The sequence below is a fragment of the Firmicutes bacterium HGW-Firmicutes-1 genome (assembly GCA_002841625.1).
Classification (GTDB): Bacteria; Bacillota; Clostridia; order Lachnospirales; family Vallitaleaceae; genus HGW-1.
The window spans coordinates 240171-260286 of the sequence record PHAG01000008.1 but is presented as its reverse complement, the minus strand read 5'-3'; the positions used below and the strand labels follow the sequence as shown (position 1 = coordinate 260286).

The 20116-nt window shown below is 33.4% G+C and carries 20 protein-coding genes; 8 read left to right on the top strand and 12 right to left on the bottom strand.

Annotated features, from left to right (window positions below):
• Positions 1-62: 62 nt before the first annotated feature.
• The 3 genes from CVU84_10915 to CVU84_10905 all read right to left on the bottom strand — a co-directional run bounded on the left by CVU84_10915 (position 63) and on the right by CVU84_10905 (position 2766).
• Positions 63-1325 (bottom strand): HlyC/CorC family transporter, encoded by a 1263-nt coding sequence (locus CVU84_10915; GenBank protein ID PKM94567.1) that lies wholly within the window; start codon positions 1323-1325, stop codon positions 63-65.
• Positions 1326-2082: 757 nt separating this feature from the next.
• Positions 2083-2430 carry a YggT family protein gene (locus CVU84_10910; GenBank protein PKM94566.1) on the bottom strand — a complete coding sequence of 116 codons (348 nt, stop codon included), beginning with the start codon at positions 2428-2430 and terminating at the stop codon, positions 2083-2085.
• A gap of 39 nt (positions 2431-2469) precedes the next feature.
• Positions 2470-2766, bottom strand: coding sequence for a hypothetical protein (locus CVU84_10905; protein ID PKM94565.1), 297 nt, complete (start codon positions 2764-2766; stop codon positions 2470-2472).
• Positions 2767-3068: 302 nt separating this feature from the next.
• On the opposite strand from CVU84_10905, the gene CVU84_10900 reads away from it, so the two are divergent.
• A complete protein-coding gene (locus CVU84_10900; protein PKM94564.1) occupies positions 3069-4628 on the top strand; it encodes a hypothetical protein in 1560 nt (519 codons plus the stop codon).
• Between the two features lie 196 nt (positions 4629-4824).
• Here the strand turns inward: CVU84_10900 and CVU84_10895 are convergent, their stop codons facing one another.
• Positions 4825-5985, bottom strand: a complete 1161-nt coding sequence (locus CVU84_10895; GenBank protein PKM94563.1) for a hypothetical protein — start codon at positions 5983-5985, stop codon at positions 4825-4827.
• A 279-nt stretch (positions 5986-6264) separates the two neighbouring features.
• Here CVU84_10895 and CVU84_10890 point away from each other — a divergent pair, with 279 nt between their 5' ends.
• Positions 6265-6930 (top strand): hypothetical protein, encoded by a 666-nt coding sequence (locus tag CVU84_10890; GenBank protein ID PKM94562.1) that lies wholly within the window; start codon positions 6265-6267, stop codon positions 6928-6930.
• Between the two features lie 141 nt (positions 6931-7071).
• On the opposite strand, the gene CVU84_10885 is transcribed toward CVU84_10890, so the two are convergent.
• Entirely contained in the window at positions 7072-8028 is a 957-nt protein-coding gene (locus CVU84_10885; GenBank protein PKM94561.1) for a sulfurtransferase, read from the bottom strand.
• A gap of 40 nt (positions 8029-8068) precedes the next feature.
• Positions 8069-8974, bottom strand: a complete 906-nt coding sequence (locus tag CVU84_10880) for a hypothetical protein (GenBank protein PKM94560.1) — start codon at positions 8972-8974, stop codon at positions 8069-8071.
• A 271-nt stretch (positions 8975-9245) separates the two neighbouring features.
• Between CVU84_10880 and CVU84_10875 the strand changes: the two genes are divergently transcribed.
• Entirely contained in the window at positions 9246-10790 is a 1545-nt protein-coding gene (locus CVU84_10875; GenBank protein ID PKM94559.1) for a 4-amino-4-deoxy-L-arabinose transferase, read from the top strand.
• A gap of 13 nt (positions 10791-10803) precedes the next feature.
• On the opposite strand, the gene CVU84_10870 is transcribed toward CVU84_10875, so the two are convergent.
• From CVU84_10870 to CVU84_10850, 5 genes are read right to left on the bottom strand one after another with little or no spacing between them, the layout of a single operon-like run.
• Positions 10804-11577, bottom strand: a complete 774-nt coding sequence (locus tag CVU84_10870; GenBank protein PKM94558.1) for an ABC transporter permease — start codon at positions 11575-11577, stop codon at positions 10804-10806.
• Positions 11578-11580: 3 nt separating this feature from the next.
• A complete protein-coding gene (locus CVU84_10865; protein ID PKM94599.1) occupies positions 11581-12483 on the bottom strand; it encodes an ABC transporter substrate-binding protein in 903 nt (300 codons plus the stop codon).
• Between the two features lie 51 nt (positions 12484-12534).
• The gene (locus tag CVU84_10860) at positions 12535-13764 is read right to left on the bottom strand and encodes a carboxylate--amine ligase (GenBank protein ID PKM94557.1); all 1230 of its coding nucleotides are present in this window, start codon (positions 13762-13764) and stop codon (positions 12535-12537) included.
• Positions 13761-14489, bottom strand: a complete 729-nt coding sequence (locus tag CVU84_10855; protein ID PKM94556.1) for a glycosyltransferase — start codon at positions 14487-14489, stop codon at positions 13761-13763. Before CVU84_10855 ends, CVU84_10860 begins: the two co-directional genes overlap by 4 nt.
• Position 14490: 1 nt before the next feature.
• Positions 14491-15660, bottom strand: a complete 1170-nt coding sequence (locus tag CVU84_10850; GenBank protein ID PKM94555.1) for a dTDP-4-amino-4,6-dideoxygalactose transaminase — start codon at positions 15658-15660, stop codon at positions 14491-14493.
• Positions 15661-15765: 105 nt separating this feature from the next.
• Between CVU84_10850 and CVU84_10845 the strand changes: the two genes are divergently transcribed.
• Positions 15766-15981: a sulfurtransferase TusA family protein gene (locus tag CVU84_10845; GenBank protein ID PKM94554.1), complete on the top strand. Its 216-nt coding sequence runs from the start codon at positions 15766-15768 to the stop codon at positions 15979-15981.
• Between the two features lie 3 nt (positions 15982-15984).
• Here CVU84_10845 and CVU84_10840 read toward each other — a convergent pair whose 3' ends face one another.
• Positions 15985-16884, bottom strand: coding sequence for a LysR family transcriptional regulator (locus CVU84_10840; protein PKM94553.1), 900 nt, complete (start codon positions 16882-16884; stop codon positions 15985-15987).
• 275 nt (positions 16885-17159) lie between these two features.
• Here CVU84_10840 and CVU84_10835 point away from each other — a divergent pair, with 275 nt between their 5' ends.
• The 4 genes from CVU84_10835 (at position 17160) to CVU84_10820 (ending at position 20002) form a co-directional block, all read left to right on the top strand.
• Complete coding sequence (locus CVU84_10835; GenBank protein PKM94552.1) at positions 17160-17885, top strand: transporter; 726 nt, start codon at positions 17160-17162, stop codon at positions 17883-17885.
• A 27-nt stretch (positions 17886-17912) separates the two neighbouring features.
• A complete protein-coding gene (locus CVU84_10830; protein PKM94551.1) occupies positions 17913-18140 on the top strand; it encodes a sulfurtransferase TusA family protein in 228 nt (75 codons plus the stop codon).
• 71 nt (positions 18141-18211) lie between these two features.
• The gene (locus CVU84_10825; GenBank protein PKM94598.1) at positions 18212-18739 is read left to right on the top strand and encodes a YeeE/YedE family protein; all 528 of its coding nucleotides are present in this window, start codon (positions 18212-18214) and stop codon (positions 18737-18739) included.
• Positions 18740-18763: 24 nt separating this feature from the next.
• Positions 18764-20002, top strand: coding sequence for a pyridine nucleotide-disulfide oxidoreductase (locus tag CVU84_10820; protein PKM94550.1), 1239 nt, complete (start codon positions 18764-18766; stop codon positions 20000-20002).
• Positions 20003-20116 lie beyond the last annotated feature (114 nt).

Here is a 20116-nt window from a genome sequence, read left to right as displayed (position 1 = left end):
AGACCTCTAGATAATTTTATGTACCAAAACACTACTACTGTAGTCAATAAATTAAAATTATTTTATTGCGTCTCCTTTTCTTCTTGGATGATTTCCACCTCAATCTCAATAACACGCCTAAAATCTGTTTTAGTAACGATTACTTTGAGATTCTCGTAAATGAACTCATCACCTATCTCGGGTATTCTTCCACATTCTTGTACTACCCAACCGCTTACTGTCACGGCATTGTAGTGATCACTATTACTTTTAAGCTTGAATTGTTCAAATAGATCTTCAAGATCCGCATTACAATATATTTGGTATTTATGTTCTTCAATTTTAGTAAAAAACTCTATAACTTCATCATGTTCGTCCCATATCTCACCCACAAGTTCTTCTAAGATATCTTCCAGCGTGACAATACCCATTGTCCCCCCATATTCGTCTACTACAACTGCAATATGAGATTTAGAGTGCTGTAATCGTCTCAAAAGCACAGAAATCTTCATATGTGGGGCTACGCATACAATACTTTTTATAATGGATTCTATATTATCTTTTTCATAATGAAGCATATTATAAAAATCTTTCTCATGTATCACCCCAATAATACTGTCCACTGTTTCATTGTAAACTGGAAGTCTGGAAAATCCATGAGTCATAAATATATTTTTAACCACTTCTATCGATGCACTTTCACTTACTGCAATAACCTTAACCCTTGGTGTAAGAATTTCTTCCACATCAAGATCATTAAATTCTATTGCTGAACGAATAAGTTCTCCTTCATGAGAGTCGATCCCACCTTCGTTCTCGGCTTCATCCACAATGGTAATTAATTCCTCTTGTGTTATTGTGAGCTTACCTTCAAATTTAAATACTTTGTTGAGAATTTTTTTCCAAAAAGAAAATATTATGTTAAGTGGCATAAGCACATATATAAAAACCCTGAGAATAGGGGTTGAAAACATAGCAAAAGTCTCAGGTGTTTCCTTTGCAAGACTTTTGGGCGTGATTTCACCAAAAATCAAGACCAGAACTGTGGTTGCTATTGTCGCAAGCGTTACACCTGAATCTCCAAAATATTTTGTAAAAATTACGGTTGCAATAGATGCTGAAGCAATGTTTACAATATTGTTCCCTATTAATATGCTCGAGAGCACTCTATCAAAATCTTCTGTAAGTATTAAGGTCTGTACTGCTCTTTTATCTCCGCTATTTGCTAGATGCTTCATTCTTATTCTATTAATGCTTGAAAAAGCTGTTTCAGTCGCTGAAAAATATGCCGACAAAAAAAGTAAAATCCCAAAAACGATTATTAAAGTACTACTATGACTATCCATAAAAGCTAATTCACTCCTGTCAATTTTCTTTTGTATTTTTTTCTTCTTATCGCTTGTATATCATATATAGTTAAAAAAGCATACGAAATATTAGACAGATAAAAGGTCTGTTTTTTATTCGTATGCTAACTGAATCTCTTTGATAATACTATTATTGCCATATAAATAGGTCGTCTTTATAGCAGTTTCCTTAGGTATCGGAGAATCGTCCACCTTATTTCACCATCCTTTTTAATTATAATTATATCATTTCTATTCAAATCTAGTCAATTATCTTTTGATCTGTAACCTTTACTGGTCCAATTACTTAAGATTTTCTGCATTGGTGATGTATAAGAACATTAATTACCTCTGTATTAATATTTTCGGCGCATAGTGAATATGTAAGTGAAGAGTATATGATTGAAATCTTGATTTCACGGCGTTAGTTATCTATATTAGAGTATAAACCAGGTTTACAGTTAAGAATAACTATACTATTTTCATATAAAAAAAGATTGATTTTCATCAATCTTGCCTTCATTCAACTTTTCAGTTATTATTTCCTTCCAAAAACGAAATCAAAAATGAATACGATTGCAGCTACAACAAGTAAAATATGTATCATACTTCCACCTGCTTTAAATATAAACCCTAGCACCCATATAAATACTACTATTCCGCCTAACCAACGTAAAAATCCCATATTGTTCTCCTCCTAGTTGACTTGTATTATTCTATCGTATTGTCTTGATCTTCTTGTAAACACCCTTCTGATTTACAAATTTTCAGATTCTTTGCGATTGCTGATAATTTCATATAACTTAACAATACCCCATGCTAGTGAAGCATAAACAATCATAGCAATGATAAGTTGTGGTTCTAAAACTGACTGAGCTTCTATACCTTCTGTTACAGCAACTCTAAATATACCTGCAAAAGGTGCTATAAATAAGTTTGTAACAGCGTATATTATAGATACAAAAGGACTTCCAGGGTTTGCCCCTAAAATTTTAAAAATAAGTCTAAATGTAAATAAAATTTCCAAGATACCTAATATATAGTAAATAATTCTTTTAACTTTTAACTTTGCATTGTTATCTATCTCTAAATTACTTTTTTCCATAATGATTTCTCCTTATACTTTCGTGTACTAATTTTTTTGTTAACTACACAACTGTGATTTAATATCACTTTCAAAAAGATCCATAGAATATGTTTTCCTAATCACTTCCTTTGGCAAAGACTCAAAAAAAGCTTTAATATCTTTTACCTCAAGACTTTCAAGATATTCAATGAAAACTGAGAGTCTTTCATATTCATTAATAGAAAACAATACTGCATCCGGTTGGTTATTCTTCAAAACAAATATCTTACCGAGACCTTCGGCTTTTTCCCTACAAGTTTTATAATTTTTTATCATTTCTGAATTCGAGACAATTGCTTTTGTTAAAATATTCATTTAATTACCTAACCCCTTTTTTCGTAATATATGAATCATCATACACGATAACGCAAATATTGTCAACCAATCATTCTAATTATTATTCATATTATATTAATAACTACTATTGCAATGATTTAATTAATATTTTTATGAATTATTATTATAGTAATGATTCTAAGGTAGTTGCTATATTTCAACTTTATGTGTATAATAAGGTTTATAATAAACAATCTTTTCGCAGAAACACCATAACATTTCTATTCACCCCCCCGTTTTAGAGTTTCCATTCGCGGACAAAAAATTCAGAGGAGTACAAAATGAAAACATTTTTTAATAAACCATTCGCATTGGTTCTTTGTTTACTTATGCTTTTTTCAATGATTACAGCATTTGGTGCTACAAAATCAAATGATTATATTTCACATTGGGCTAACAAAACAATTGAGTCAGCCCTTACATCTGGTATTGCAACCGGCTATACCGATGGCTCCTTCAAACCCGACAATGCAATTACTAGAGCAGAGTTTTTTCAATTGGTAAATAATCAATTCGCATTTTCAGTAGTTTCTGGAACTACATTCACAGATGTAGCAAGCGATACTTGGTATGCTAACGTTGTTTCAAAAGCAAACGCAGCAGGATATATCAGTGGCTATCCAGATGGTAGCATTCATCCACAAAACAATATAACCCGTCAGGAAGTGGCTGTTATTATAAGTAGTCTTAAATCACTAACAGCAGCATCTAATATCCTTTCCTTTTCCGATCAGCTTTCTATTGATAGTTGGAGTAAGCAGGCGATCATCGCTGTTTCTGAAGCAAAAATTATGATTGGTTATCCAGATGGCAGCTTCAGATCCGAAGCTCTGATTACAAGAGCTGAAGCATTGTTGACTATTACTAGAGCCTTTCATCATGTACCTGGAGTTGTAGTGGTAGATGTAAATGCTATTACAGTTTCCCAAGATACTATGACTTTATCAGTGGCTGGCATGCCTGAAACAATAATTGCTTCAGTAACGCCTACAAATTCAACAAACAAAAATATAATTTGGACTTCTAGTGATGAAGATATAGCAAATGTAGCGGGCGGCATAGTAACCCCGATTGCAGTCGGAACGACCATCATTACAGCAACCTCTGCTGCTGATGAAACGAAAACTGCATCAACAATTGTTACAGTTGCTTCAGAAGTTTCAGAAAACCAAAACACCATAAGTCCAATAAACCTTGGTGAAGCAGGCAATTATGCAATTTTGTCTAAAACAGGTATTTCTTCAGTCCCTAATTCTGTTGTTATAGGAAATATGGGAGTTAGTCCAATTGATTCTACTGGAATCACTGGCTTTTCTTTGACACTAGATGCAACAAATCTATTTTCAACTTCAGCCCAAGTAACTGGCAAGATATATGCTTCAAGCTATGCAGCACCAACGACTAGTAATCTTACTACCGCGATTAGCAATATGGAAACAGCATACACCGAAGCAGCAGGAAGAACTGTCAATTATACCGAACTGTATAGTGGAGACCTTAGTGGAAAAACGCTTACATCTGGTGTTTATAAATGGGGTACTGGTGTCTTAATCAATTCAGATGTCACTCTCCATGGTGGAGCAAATGACGTCTTTATTTTCCAAATAAGTGAAGGCCTTACCCAAGCAAACGGTGTTAAAATCATCTTAACCGGTGGCGCTCAAGACAAGAACATCTTCTGGCAGACAGCTGAAACTGTTGCCATTGGAACGAATGCACATTTCGAAGGAAACATTCTAAGTATGACAAATATTACTTTAGGTACGAATGCCTCAATCAATGGACGCCTCTTGGCACAAACTGCCGTCACTTTGGATGCAAGTATTGTTGTAGCCCCTTAAGAACACATATCACTCAAAACCAAAATCCACAATACAATTTAATGTATTGTGGATTTTTTGATTTCATATAAAAAAGATTGTTAAAAGCACTGAACTTAAGACCTTGATTCATCTTGCAGATCAAAGAATGTATAAACATAAAAATTTATTGAAGTTAAAATAAGCCTTACATATATCTGATCATTTAAGTCCTACACTACCTTCTATCAAAGTCAACAGTTTCATGATATTTTTGATAAACCTCTAATATTCTAGCTTTGCTATCAAGCAGAGCTTGTACTACATTAGGATCAAAACTTTTCCCACTTTCATCAATGATAATTTCAATTGCATCTTCCACTGCAATAGCACTTTTATATACACGTTTTGATGTGAGCGCGTCAAATACATCAGCTACCATTACAATTCTTGCAGAAAGAGGAATATCATCACCTGATAATCCAAACGGATAACCTTGACCATTATACTTTTCATGATGGCATAGTGCTATTTCGATTCCAACTTCAAAAAAGTTTTTCCCATTTCTTAAAAGATTATTACTAGCCTTCTTTAACACTTCGCTTCCGATAATTGTATGCTTTTTCATTACCTCAAACTCTTCAGGCGTAAGTTTTGCAGGCTTTAATAGTATTCCATCAGCAATACCTACCTTACCGATATCATGAAGGGGACTAAACCGTATAATATCATCAATAAAAGAATTACTGATTAATTCACTATAACCTTCCGTCTTTTGAAGTTCTATTGCAATGATTTTCGAATAATTTTGCATTCTATCTAAATGCACTCCTGTGTCGCTATCCTTTGCTTCAACGAGCCTAGCAAATCCAGTAATTGATGTTAGAATCAAATCGTCTACAAGTAGATTTTTTTCAATCGTAATTGCAATATTGTTAGAAATCATTTTTGCAAAATATACATGCTCATCCTTATATATATTTATGGTTTTACTTGAAAATAACAATATGCCAAAGCATAGATCATTTGTAATAAGTGGACATGCTAAGCTTGCCATGATACCTTCATTTAGCATAAGTTTTGTTGATTCGGAATTTAGATTTTCATACATATATTCCACGTAGTTATTAATAACTCTAGGTTGTTTTGAGGATATAATATTTTTAAGTGACGTATTTTCTAATTTCATAGAGAAGCCTTTTTTCAATGTGGGCTCGTAATGGCTCAGCAAATCGTGAGAAAAGATATTCCCTTCATTGTCCAAAAGTGCTATGCTGATCCGATCGTATGGTATGTAATCCTTAAATGTTTTATATAGATGCTCCAACGTTTCTTCGACCGATACTCTTTTATTTAATAACTCATATAAACCAACGAGTTTATATAGAAAGCCATCCATTATAACACCTCCCTCTAGGTAAAATCTCTGTTAGAAATATTATATCAGATAACAACAGCTAGTACAAAGTTATATAATTGCTTAAAGTATATTTCAGTTACTATTGTTACCTTCTTAAGTTTATAATGCACAACGGAACTCATTGATTTCATAATCTGTTGACTTTACTGTTTATACCGCTATAATAGAAGTTATGCAAGCACGTATTACATACCATACATATCTACCTTTTATAACTGACCTTACTACATCATGAAATGTGAAAGGAGATTACACACTATGAAGAGATTATACCTCCGCCTAATACGCTTAATAATGGGGAATTTACTATATGCAATTGGAATTGTTACTACAATGAATGCTCAGATAGGATATGCTCCATGGGATGTTTTCCATGTTGGAATAGCAAAAACAATAGGCCTAAGTATCGGTACGGCTTCAATCATAGCGGGGGTTATCATAGGTATAACGGCTATAATCCTTGGTGAAAAACTTGGATTTGGTACCCTATTGAATATGGTACTAATCGGTGTATTTATAGATATGTTTCTAGGATTTCATATAATACCTGTAGCTAACAGCTTCTTAATCGGGTTAATCATGATGATTTTAGGATTGTATATCATTGCTTTTGCCTCCTATTTTTATATTGGTTCAGCTTTTGGTGCCGGTCCCAGAGATAGCTTAATGGTTGCACTTACTCGAAAAACGCGACTTCCAGTAGGTATTTGCCGTGGAACAATTGAGCTTTTAGCAGTATTTTTTGGGTGGAGACTTGGAGGCATGGTTGGAATAGGAACAATTATATCTGCCCTTGTTATAGGCTTTTGCGTTCAGACAACCTTTAAGCTTTTGAAATTTGATCCAACAAAGATTAAGCATGAAACATTAGGTCAAACTTCGAGAACGCTTTTCGTCAATAAAGAAGAATGTTTTGAGGAATAGAATCTAAATGTTACCCATCTGCAGCTCTACCAATTTCTGATATAGAAATTTTTTTTAGTTTATTCTGTTCATTCCTTATTAAAACAAACACCATAACGAATACTGTTATGGTGTTTATTTACGTAATTATAATAAACTGAACTATTGAACAACTTCATATCCTTTGTTAGCCCATCCTGCAGGTGCATTCTTTTCTTTACCCATACCTGCATTTAAGGATACTGCGTCATATCCTAACAATCTTAATCCTGCTACCACTTGACCAGATGTTTGACCAGTATAGCAATACACTACTATTTTTTTGTCCATAGGTAGTGTTGAAAATTGTTGTTCCATACCCGCTATGAAAGGAATATTTGATGCTCCCTCAATATGTCCTTTTTCAAAATCTGCAGCTTGTCGTACAGATAATATGTAAAAATCTTCATCTGATTCCATCATTGCTTTTAAATCATCTTCTGAAATTTTATAAAACTTATATTTAGTTTCTTGCACTGCTGCTAATCCACCATAGTAATCATTTAAAGCCGCTTCAATTTCTGGATCAACTTCGTAAACATCACTACCAAATTCATTTACATCTGTTACCGCTTCAAATCCTTCTACCTTTGAAATACCAAGATTCCATCCAAATTCTACTGATCTTGCATTAATTCCTGCAAGATTTAGAGTCATAACCGCTTGGCCAGCTGTTTGTCCTGTATAACAATAGATAAAAACTTCTTTATCTTGAGGAATTTTTGTGATATTACTACTAATTTCTGTTCCCCATGGTACGTTAATAGCGCCTGCTACGTGACCTTTTGCATAATCTTCTGCGGTACGGATATCAAGAATCACCATCTCATCGCCAGCTTTTACTTTTTCAACGAATTCTGCTTCTTTAATTTTGTACCCATTTTCAGGCATGTTAGCAAAGTAAGCTAATACACCTTCTTCTACTACTTTCGTCTCTACTACTGCTTCTTCGGGTGCTTCAGGTGTTTCACTAGCAATATCCATGCTTGTATCAACTACTTCTTCTTTGGCACAACCCATTAAACTTAATACCAATGCACTAACCAATATAAATACCAATAAATTCTTCATGTTTTTCATCGTAATCCTCCGATTTTTTCACCCAATATAGTTGATTTTGTTAGGATCCATCTTGTGTTGTTGTAACTGGTTTTTCTACCTGCTTTTCAGTTGGAAACTCTTTAGACCATTCTTCCCACGCACCATCATATACCTTTACATTTGTAAAGCCTGCTTCTTCAAGCAATAAAGCTGTCTGAGTTGCCCTAAAAGAAGTTTTGCAATATAGGATAATCAAGTCTTCTCTCTTTAAACCCAATTCGTTATAGGAGAGGTAGATATTCCTAGTTGATTTAAATGCACCATCCGTATATATGTTTTTTGTGTGTGGATATAGAATCGCTTTTGGTATTGCTCCTTCATCAAACTCTGCAGTACTTCTCACATCAATAATACAAGTCTTGCTCTTTTCATCTGATGTTATTTTTTTCATTTCCTCTAAATTAACAACCTTATTCTCTTGAAAATCCTTTGCACTATAGGAAGTTTTAGGTAAGCTTGTTGCTTCTAAGGAAAGTTCAACTTTCGCTTCAATAAGACCTTTTTCACCCTTGTTGATTACTTTGATGTTTTCATGACCATAGCCTTTTAAGGTCCACCATACTCTTGAAGCAAAGACTCCATCGTTGTTGTCATAAACATACAAAATGGCATCATTTGAAATTCCTTTATTACTCAATACTTTTTCGATATCTGCTTTAGAGCGCAACATGCCTGGAATTGGTCTAGTTGTTGATAATTCTGAAGCTTCAAGATGAATTGCACCTTTGATATGTCCTTTATCATAGTCTTCTTTTGATCGTGCATCTACAATAATGACGTTTGCCTTGCCAATTTCATTCTTAACTTCACTCGGTTCAATGATATTATTGCTTTCTGTGTACTCTGTTTTAGTGCAACTTGCAAACACCAAAGCAACAAAAAGAATGGATAAAATCATTATGTATCTACTTTGTTTTATCTTCATTTTATCCTCCTACACTTACTTTACTTTCACTAATGTCAAAAAGATTGTTAAATAAAACACAAATAATGGGAAATTTCAACGCAACACTTACGTTGTTAATTATACATGAAATATTCCTTATCGTGTTATAAGTTTTACGAATACTACATTTGATACTTGGATATTGAATAATAATTCTATTTGCATTATGTCCATGCTATAATATGACTATAAATTTGCAAGTAATTTTAACAAACATCAATCACTCATGAATGCACTAAGGAGCTATAAAATGAAGAAAAAATTGCAAAATATGCCTTTTATCATATGGTTTCTTTTCCTATACTTTATTGCAAATATCTTTTTTCTAACTACTTTTCCATTTGTGCACTCTGATGAAGCCTGGTTAAGTGGTTTAACAAGAAATATGATGGATACACATAGTATATATTGTACTGAAACTTTCTTTGATCTCTTTCCTCGTTATCCACATAGCATCAAGCTACTCTTTCATTTAGTACAAATGCCTTTTGTTCACTTTGGAGGCAATTCTGTGTTTTCTGTTAGGCTTATTTCCATGTTTTTTTCTGTGGCTACTTTATATATATTTCATAAAATAATGGTGGTTGTCCTAAAGCATCCCTTATATGCTCTCTTATCCACAATTTTATTGAGCTTGAATATACAATTTCTATATGCTTCACATTTTGCGCGGCAAGAAATAGTCGTTTTATTCTTTTTAATGCTAGGCCTTTATGTTTATCTTAAACCATTTAAATCTACAATATTATTAGGGAGTATCATTGGACTTTGTATTGGAATACATCCCAATAGTTTTATACTCGCCCTTCTTTTTGGATTTTTATACCTACAGGATTGGATTATGCGCAAAAAGCCCTTCAAGGAAATACTTCTTTTAGTTCTAACGGTCAGTTGTTTTGCATCCGCATTCATTTTATTAAGCTATATTGGAGATCCAAATTTTATAGCTCACTATAGTCAGTTTGGGGCAACTTTTGGTGTTGATTTTCCTATGGGAACTAAGCTTCTAACCTTAGATGATTTCTATTACAAATTATACAATAGTGTAAGTGGAACCTATTATATACCTCAAATGAAATACTTTTGGATTGCATTTTTAATCCTTCTCCTTATTTCAATTGGTATCTTAATCAGCAAAAAAATATCTCCGGAAATCGGACTAAAGTATACCCTCTCACAATGGCTCATTTCACTTTTTGCCATTCAGTTGGGAATCCTAATCATTGGTAGATATAACACTACTAGCATTCTTTTTCTAATACCGTTTTTTTACATACTACTCGGCAACATTCTTATTAAAATCTTCAAAAAAAACAAAACCCTTTTAGGGTTATTTGTTATTTTAATCATTCTATCCTTCATTTTGTCTATCAAGGAAATTAAACCTTACCTTCCTTATCAATATAACGATTACTTAAATGAATTCGCGAAAGCAGTTCCAAAAGATAGTGTAGTGCTTGGTAACTTAAATACTGATTTTTACTTTGATAATGGCAGTCTTTTTGATTATCGGAATTTGGCTTATTTAAAAACAAACGACCTGTCCTTTAAAGAATACATACAAAAAAATGATATTGAATACATCATTTATTATGAAGAGTTGGATTATATCCATAAAAATCCGAGATGGCTTATTTTATATGGTGATGATGTATATTATGAGGATATGAATGACTATATCAAAAATAATTGCACCTTAATACATTCCTTCAAGCATACCCTTTATGGCATTAGAATCCCACGCTACATGATGGATTATGAGTGGGAAATCAGCATTTATAAGGTGCTCCAATAAAGAACATCTAACATCAAATTGAACGGATAATATATTGATCCAGCTTAACAAATATAATATCTTCAACAAAGATGCTAATCATAATAATTACAAGTAGCCCAGAAAACATACCTGGGGTGTTCATAAATGTACGCTTTTCGAACAAATACCAACCAATTCCACCAAAGGCACCTATCGCACCAAAAATCATTTCTGAACTAATGAGTGCTCTCCAAGATCTAGACCAACCAATTTTTATTCCTGCCAATATCTGAGGCAAACTAAGTGGCAATAAAATATACCAAAATAGTTGCCAATTACGAATAGCATTCATTTTTGCACTCTCTATATACACCCTATCTATATTTTTCATTCCTGTTTGAATACTAATTACCATAGGCCAAATAATCGAGTGAAGCATAATAAACAAAATGGCTTTCTCTCCAATGCCAATCCAAAGAATGATCATCGGTAATATAGCAACTCCTGGCAAGGGATCTAATATGGCAATCAGTGTGTCTATTAAAACAGAAATCAGCTTAGAAAAGTAGCTTATATAGCATAGAATAACTGCAATAATAAAACCAATCACTAGCCCTGTAAAAATCAAATACAGTGAATGACCAATTTGAACAAATAATTTTCCATCTAATAAGTCAACAAACAGAGCTTTCAGAATTTGACTTGTTGAAGGAAATAATTGCACTGGGAATACTTGCAAATGATATAAAGCTTCCCAAAGCAATACCAAAAGCGTCACAACAATACTTCTTTGTATGTATTTATTTTTCAGACTATTTTTAATCATCCATTACTCCCAAATAAGGTCTTTTAATTCATAGTTGTTTTTTATGTACTCATTTCTTAGCATAAAACTCACAAATGTTTCTGCACCTTCAACCTCTTTGGTATACTCCATACCTGCTTGACTTAAATAATCTTTTAATATCTGTTGATCCAAGGAATAGCTTTTTGAAAGTAATTCAATCGCTTCTGCTTCATTCTCCGCTATAAAATCAAAGGCTTGCTGAAGTCCTTTATGAACTGCTTCATATTGTTTTTTGTTATCATAGAAATCTCTTCCACAAACACCAACAATAAAGGTAAACTCTCCTCCAAAGGCTTCCTCACCTGATATAACAAGATGATTGCTCTCATTCTTCAACTCATCAAACAAATAAGGAGGGGAAGCAAAATGTGCTTTTATAGTAGATTTTGATTCAAGAGATTGATACGCATCTGGGTGCTTCATAGCAATTAACAAATGATCTAGCTTATCCGCTTGGTCAAATTGTTTCTCACAAGCCATCGCCAGCAAAATGTGTTGAATACTCCCAGGCTGGGGAAGTGCAATTTTATCAGCATCTGTAAAGTCGTCGAGTGTTTGTATTTGCTCATCATTCGTTACTAATCCTGATGGATTTTTAGAAAGCCCACATATCATTTTCCAATCCATTCCATTGTCTAGTCCAATAATAAAGGGGGGTATCCCCATAAAACCAACATCAACCGCATCAGATAGCATAGCTTCTCTAATAGACGTAGTATTGGATAGAGTAACCCATTCGATTTCTGTGTTTGGTAATAAAGCTTCTAAAATACCTTTTTCTTTCATAATTTGAAGTGGTGCATACGCTAGTCCATACTGTTCTGCAATAATGAGTTTATCCTCGTCTTGTTTTTGAGAGCAGCCAGAAAAAACGAATACAATCATACTGATGCAAACAATCAATTTTAAATTTAGCACAATATCATTCTCCTTTGTTTATGAATGTATGACCATATTATAGCCATTTTCATCAAGTACTTTCATTTTATAATAAAACATGGATTTATTATTATCAAGTTGTTCTTGACTTCCTCCAATTATAATTGCGTAACCTGCCCTTGAGGTTGCATTGTGGATTGCTTTGACCTCATCAAATAATTTATAATGATACCTTATATTGTAAACACCCTCTATTAACTTTAAATCCTCTTCTAAGGGCATCTGTGTAATCTTTCCTTCTCTTAAAAAAAATAATTGAATAGATGCATAGCATTTGTTTTGATCTAGGTTATATAATTCATAGCTTTCATTCGCATAAACCTTTCCAAGGGAAAAATCTATAGTCATTTTCAAAATATCAACACCCGTCAAAAGGGGTATCACTTCGTCTTCGTAAGCTCCACCTATTCTACATGCAATTTCATTTACCTTTATGCCCTCTTTTCCAACAAACATTTGGAAATAAATCGGGCCTTCGTTTATATTAAAAGCTTCCACAATTTGATTTGTTAATGCTTTGATTTCTTCTCGATGATTATTCAAATGCTTAGAAGGAAATTCGTGTGATAAACAAATGCCAATTTTCCCTTCTTCTTGAAAGGTAACTCTATCTGTAACGGTCAATATTTTTGCCTTTCCTTCTTTTACCCAACCACTTATCGTAATTTCATCGTTTTCATAATAAGCTTCAACCAATATTTCTTCTTCTCTTGAATGGGCAAGTACCTCGTTAAAATATCTTCTTACAGCTTCAGCTGTGTATAGTTTGAAAATTCCTCTTTGACCTTGGGAATCCAGTGGTTTGACTACAACTGGAAAGTTTAAGCCAGCTAATTCTTCATCTAAGAAGTTACTCCTTATGATACGATAATCTGCAGTAGGTATACCCTTATGAGTAAAAATCTGCTTCATAGCTCTTTTGTTAGTTACCGCATAAGCAGTCTGAATAGATAAAAATGCTGGTAATTCAAGGGCATGTGCAACTTTAGTTACAGTTAAAACAGGTTGATCAGTACCCGTGGTCATAATACCATTAATTTGATGTTTTCTTGCAACTTCTAAGGTCACTTCAGCATCAAAGGTACTTGCTAACTCATGTTCATCTGCATGTTTTTTGCCGATTGAATCTTCTAAGTAGTCTGTTACTAAAACAGTTAGTCCATCGGACTTGGCACGTTTTATGGCGTTGAGTTGAGCATAAGCTGCTCCAAGAATCATTAGCTTCACTTTATAATCTCCTTAATGATGTACTGAGGTTTATGTTTTTTTAAAGGCTTAAGTAATGGACAATTGCTATAATAAATAATAGTATACAACATCAAATGAATGAGCTTAAAGTACGAATAATTTGATTTACCATGTAATCGAGGTTTATGCTTCACTGAAACATTCGCTACATTTTGAGTACACCTAAAAGTCATTGCCGATAAATAAACGAAGCTATTCTTATCTAAGGTTATTTTTTCTACTACGCTTTTTCTTAGTATTCTAAAGCTTGTAATGGTAATATCTTTGGGTTTTTTCAAAAAGCATCGGAACATTACTTCTTTAAAGTTGGAACCAAAGTTTCGCAAAGTACTATTTACTTTTTCTTTCGGTACACCATAAACCACATCGTAGCCCTCATTCATCTTTTCAAATAACTTGGAAATATCTTTTGGTGTATATTGGAGATCATCATCAATAGTTACTACATAATCCCCTTTACTATTTCTAAGTCCACATAAAAGAGCATTTTGTTGACCATAGTTTCGAGCTAATTGAATACTAATAATATTCGAATGATTGCATGACAACTTTTTCATCCATAAGTAGCTACAATCCTGACTACCATCATCCACTAGAATAATCTCATAGGCCTGTTGAAGGTTTATCATAATCTCTGTAATTTGATGGCATAACTTTACTATTGATTTTTCGGAGTTAAATACTGGTACAATAATTGATATCATTTTATAACCTCTTTAAGATCGTATCAATTTTAATTATAATCATTTCTATGGTTTCTTTGTCCATCATACTATGAATCGGAAGTCTAATAAGTCTTTTATAAACACTTGCCTCAAAAGGAAAGTCATCCCTTTGATTACCAAGCTCCTCACCCATCTTGCTCAAATGCAACGGTATAAAATGAGTATAAGCTACAACATTTTCAAGGGCTAATTGCTCCCTAAATTTAATAGCTTGTTGCTCCTGTTTAAAAATAACATAAAAAATATGTGCATTAAAATTTCCAAAAGGGTTGCCCCTAGAAAACGATTCAATACTCTCATAGTGAGTTGTTGTAAACCACTGCTGATAGAGGTTAAAAACGTTTATTCTCTTTTCTTGTATGTTCTCTGATTCCTTTAATTGAGCATATAAATATGCCATTAAAATCTCGGAAGGTGAATAACTAGATCCTTCACTGACCCACTCATAAAAAAACACTTCACCTTTATCAAAAGCATATTTATTTGTACCCTTACGTCGTATGTTTTCTACCGTTTCCATTAGTATTGGATTATCTATATTGATACTGAGTGCTCCACCTTCACCGCAATTAATGTTTTTTGTTTCATGAAAACTAAAGCATCCAAAATGTCCAATAGTGCCAAGGCTTTTATTTTTATAACTACTTAAAAATCCTTGAGCAGCATCTTCAATAACAACCAAATTATATTTATTGGCCAAAGCCATAATTGTATCCATATCACAACTAACGCCACCATAATGAACGACTAATATGGCTTTCGTTTTTGGAGTGATTTTTTCCTCGATATGTTGAACATCTATGCATAAATGCTCTTGATTAACTTCCGTAAAAACCACTTTCCCCCCATTTAAAAGTACTGCATTTGCAGTAGATGGAAAGGTGTAGGAGGGCATAATAACTTCAAAATCCTTTAACTCTAAAAGCTGAAAGACCAGCTCTAAAGCATGAGTACAAGAGGTTGTCATTAATACCTTTTTGCTTTTTAAGTTTTCTTCTAACCAGCTTTGACATTGCTCAGTATAAAAGCCATCTCCTCCTGTTTTTCCAAGTTCTAAAACGTGTTGGATATAGGTTGATTCATTTTTTGATTGATAAGGTTTATTAAATACAATTTTCACTAGGTCGCCTCTATTCAAAAAAAATAAAATATTCTGTTACCGCCCCAAGAGCACTGTTAAAATGAATGATTATGGTGTAAAATAGAAATTAAGAAGAATGAATCCTTGACGATTTGACTTAATAAGGAGTGTATTATGCAAAAACTCAATTGCTTAGGCGATTATTGCCCTATTCCCTTAATGAAAATCAAAAAAGCCCTTAGTAGTTTACCTCAAAATGATAGTATTCTCCTTGTCACCGATCACAGTTGTGTTGTTGAGTCTATCAAAGAACATTGCTTTAACTTCTCATTTTCCTGTAGTATTGATGAAGTGATCAACGGTGTATGGGAAATAACCGTCAAACGATAAGCATTAACAAAAGCTTTTTCTGCCAATTTCAATTAAATACTCTAAGGACTCTTTTGCAGCCTTTGATAAATCCGATATTTTTTTGCTAACTAAAAAAATATCATAATCTAAATTGATGTCTTCTATTTCTATTATTTTAACTGTCTTTTCATATAATTCATGCTTAATGGATTCGTATGGAGCAAAAGCGACCCCATGTCCATTTGTTACTGATGACTTTACCGCACTTAAGGAATCCACATTAAATATAATTTTTAGATCCTTTAAGGATTTATGAATCTTCCCCAACTCTTTATTGAGATAATCACAGGTCTGGGTATTCATTGTACAATTAATCATTTCTAGATTGAGTAAATCTTTCAGTTTAATCCTATCTGGTATGTTATACTTTGGAGGAGCTATTAAAACCACCTTTTCTTTTCCCATGATATAGGAATAAAGATTATACTTTTCATCAGGTTTTATATCAATGAAGCCAAAATCACAAATATCATTTTGTATGTCAGTAATCGTCTGTTGCACTGTACTAACACTCATTTGAAAGTCAAAATTTGGAAATTTTTTTTTCATTTTATAAATCATACAAGGCAAGGAATACGCAACCAATGCGCTCGTTCCATTTATATAAATACTATTGTTGTCGTGTTCATGCGCATTGATGTCGTGAAACATTTTTTCATAATTTTTCATAATATTATTAGAATATTTGAGTACAATTTCCCCAATTTCAGTAACTTCCACACCTTTATTGCTTCTTAATAATAATTTATGTCCAAAATCTTCTTCAAGTTTTTGAATATGTTGACTTAATGCAGATTGGGATATGTGCATTTTTTGAGCAACTTTAGAAATACTCTTTTCTTGAACTACATCAACAAAATATTTCAAAGAGTCAATATGCATGAATACCACCTCCTAGTAAAGTTTAGTTTTTCTTAACTATATATGATATGAATCATTTTTTCAACAAAAACTAAGTTTATGCTATTAGAAATACGAATGTAGCATTAAGAAACTTAATGTAGACTTTAGGAATAATATGATATTATATTAGTGGGAAATAATAACGCAACAAGCTTATGTACTGAATTTTTAAGTCGTTTGCTATACATTTTTATTTGCAAACGCATTCTATTTTGTTAAAGTTTTAACTATTAATGAATAAGGAGTGTTTGATTATGAGCGAAAATGAATCCGTCTCATCTATTCAGCGAAGTTCTTCATCTCGTTCTAGAGCAAGTACCAGAAAACCAAAAGTGAATCAAATACCTTTTGGTGTTTTATTGTTAGTGATTATTGCTGGTATTACTATGTATTTAAGCATTCGATCAGACAATATCGCTTTATTCTTTATCACTGGTATTTGTTTTGGATTTATTTTACAGAAATCACGATTTTGTTTTACCGCTTCCTTACGTGATCCTTATTTAACAGGAAGCACCTCAGTAACAAGAGCGGTATTGATTGCTTTTGCTTTTACCACCATTGGATTTACTGCAATAAAGTATGGTTTTTTTGCAAAGGGTTTACCTATTCCTGGCGCCGGATTTGTTGCCCCAATAAGCTTCGCAACTCTTTTGGGTGCTTTCTTATTTGGTATTGGCGCAGTAATTGCAGGCGGCTGTGCCTCTGGCACTTTAATGCGAGTTGGTGAAGGGTTTACTATGCAAATGCTCTCTCTTGTTTTCTTTGTTATAGGTTCCTTATGGGCAGCTCATGATTTTGAATGGTGGAAATATAACATTATTTCAAAGGGAAAACCAATATTCTTGCCTGATATTTTTGGGTGGATTGGTGCACTCATCATTCAATTATTAATTATATTGTTATTATACATAGCTGCTGAAAAGTATCAAACCGCACGTACGTTGAAAGATCAACAAAAAAACGATTCAAATAACTAAAAATATAAATTATTGGAGGATACAGATATGAAAGAAGTTGTTTTAGATTGTATGGGAGAAGCTTGTCCTGTTCCATTAATTAAAGCGCAAAACAAGCTTAAGGAAATGGAAATTGGCGATATTTTAATTGTTCAAATTGACCATAGCTGTGCTATGAAAAACGTTCCTGAATGGGCACGTAAAGAAGGATATAACGTTGAAATTGAAGAAGTTGAAGATGGCGAATGGGAAGTTGTTATTGAAAAAAACAAATAAAAGTATGCTGCATTAAAAAGCCTTAAATAGGAGGTCAAACTTTGAGTGCATATAAGGAATTGATTAATAAAATTAATAAAAATGACTTTTATAAAAGATGGTTAAAGGATGCTTGGCCATACATAACTGGTGCAATACTCCTTTCACTTTTTCAGATTGTTACCCTTGCCACAACTGGTAACGCGTGGGGTGTCACTGCTTCTTTTGCAAATTGGGGCGCTTGGGTATTTGAAGCATTGGGTGGCAGTGTCGACAAATGGTATTTCTTTAGCAGCGATGCAGCGCAAGCTACTTTGAAATCTGGATTTATCAATGACCCTGCTTCAATCAGAAATGTTGGTATTATTTTAGGGGCCTTACTTGCAACGTTACTGGCATCTCAATTTAAAATCAAAAAAATCAAATCGAAAAAGCAAATTATCGCTGCCATCTTAGGTGGCTTACTCATGGGCTATGGAGCTAGAATTGCGTATGGCTGTAATATTGGTGCTTTATACAGCGGTATCGCTTCTTTATCTCTATCCGGATGGGTTTTTGCCATTGGTATTTTTGGTGGTGCTATTGTTGGCGGGAAATTGCTTGTTAAGTACTTTATGTAATCTGAATTTATTGGAGGACTAAAAATGGCACGTGAAAAAGCAATCGAATATTATGATGTAATTGTTATTGGTGGCGGTGCCGCTGGGTTAACAGCATCAATATATGCTGGTAGAGCTCGCCTGAAAACACTGCTTATAGAAAAAGCGTTGGTGGGTGGTCTAGCTACCTACACCAATGAGGTAGAGAATTATCCTGGCTTTCCAAATAGTCCTAAGGGTGAAGATATTACCAACCTAATGAAAGAACAAGCTAAAAAAATGGGTGTTGAATTTAAGCTTACAGATGTAAAAAGTGTTGAGCTAGCTGGCGAAGATAAAGTCGTTGAAACCTTTAGAAATAAATTTATCGCTAAAACCGTTATATTAGCAACTGGAGGTCGTCCAAGAGTTACAAAAGCAAAAAACGAAGAGAACTTTCTTTTCGATAAAGGTATTTCCTTTTGTGCAACTTGCGATGCTGCTGCTAACACTGGTAAAACAGTTGTAGTAATTGGTAGTGGTGATGCTGCGATTGAAGAAGGGATGTTTTTAACCAAATTTGCTGACAAAATCATTGTATCTGTCTTACACGATGAAGGTAAAATGGATTGTAATGAAATTGCAAAGGAAGCTGCTCTCAAAAATCCTAAGATGTCCTTTGTTTGGAATACAGTTGTAGATTCCTTTGAAGGTGATGAACACTTACATACAGTTGTACTTAAAAATGTAAAAACTGGAGATTTAATTCCTATAACTTGTGATAATTGCTTTGAATTTATTGGGTATATTCCAAATACAGAAATTTTCAAAGATCAAATTAATTTAACATCTCAGGGTTATATTATTGCAAATGAAAAAATGGCAACAAACATTGAAGGTGTATTTGCTTGTGGTGATGTTGTAGATAAATGGTTAAAGCAAATTGCTACAGCTGTGGGTGATGGTGCTATTGCAGGTTTTGCAGCAGAAAAATACATTGCTGAAAGCGAATGCTTCCATCATATTATTTTACAAAAAGAAAAACCTGGACTAACCTACATTTATAATGCAGTTGACGCTCCTTCAAGAGAATTTTTAGAAACGATTAAGAGAATTGAAGAGAGCTTTGAAGGCAAGCTTCAAGTAAATCGAGTGGATGTTTATAAATCAACTGGTCTCGCTGATCGCTTGAATGTTAAGGAATTCCCTTCAATTGTTCTTACTAAAAATGGTGCAGTTGTCAATAGCTTAGTTAAAGATTTAAATGAAGAAGCAATAACAAAAGCTGTTAGTGTTATACTCTAGGCTAAGCCTTTGTCACTTAGTACAAAATAAAATAGACCCTATAAAATAGATAGTTAAAAAAACGTATAAAATGCTTTTTTAACAGCTTCTGTTTTACAGGGTCTTTTTATTATA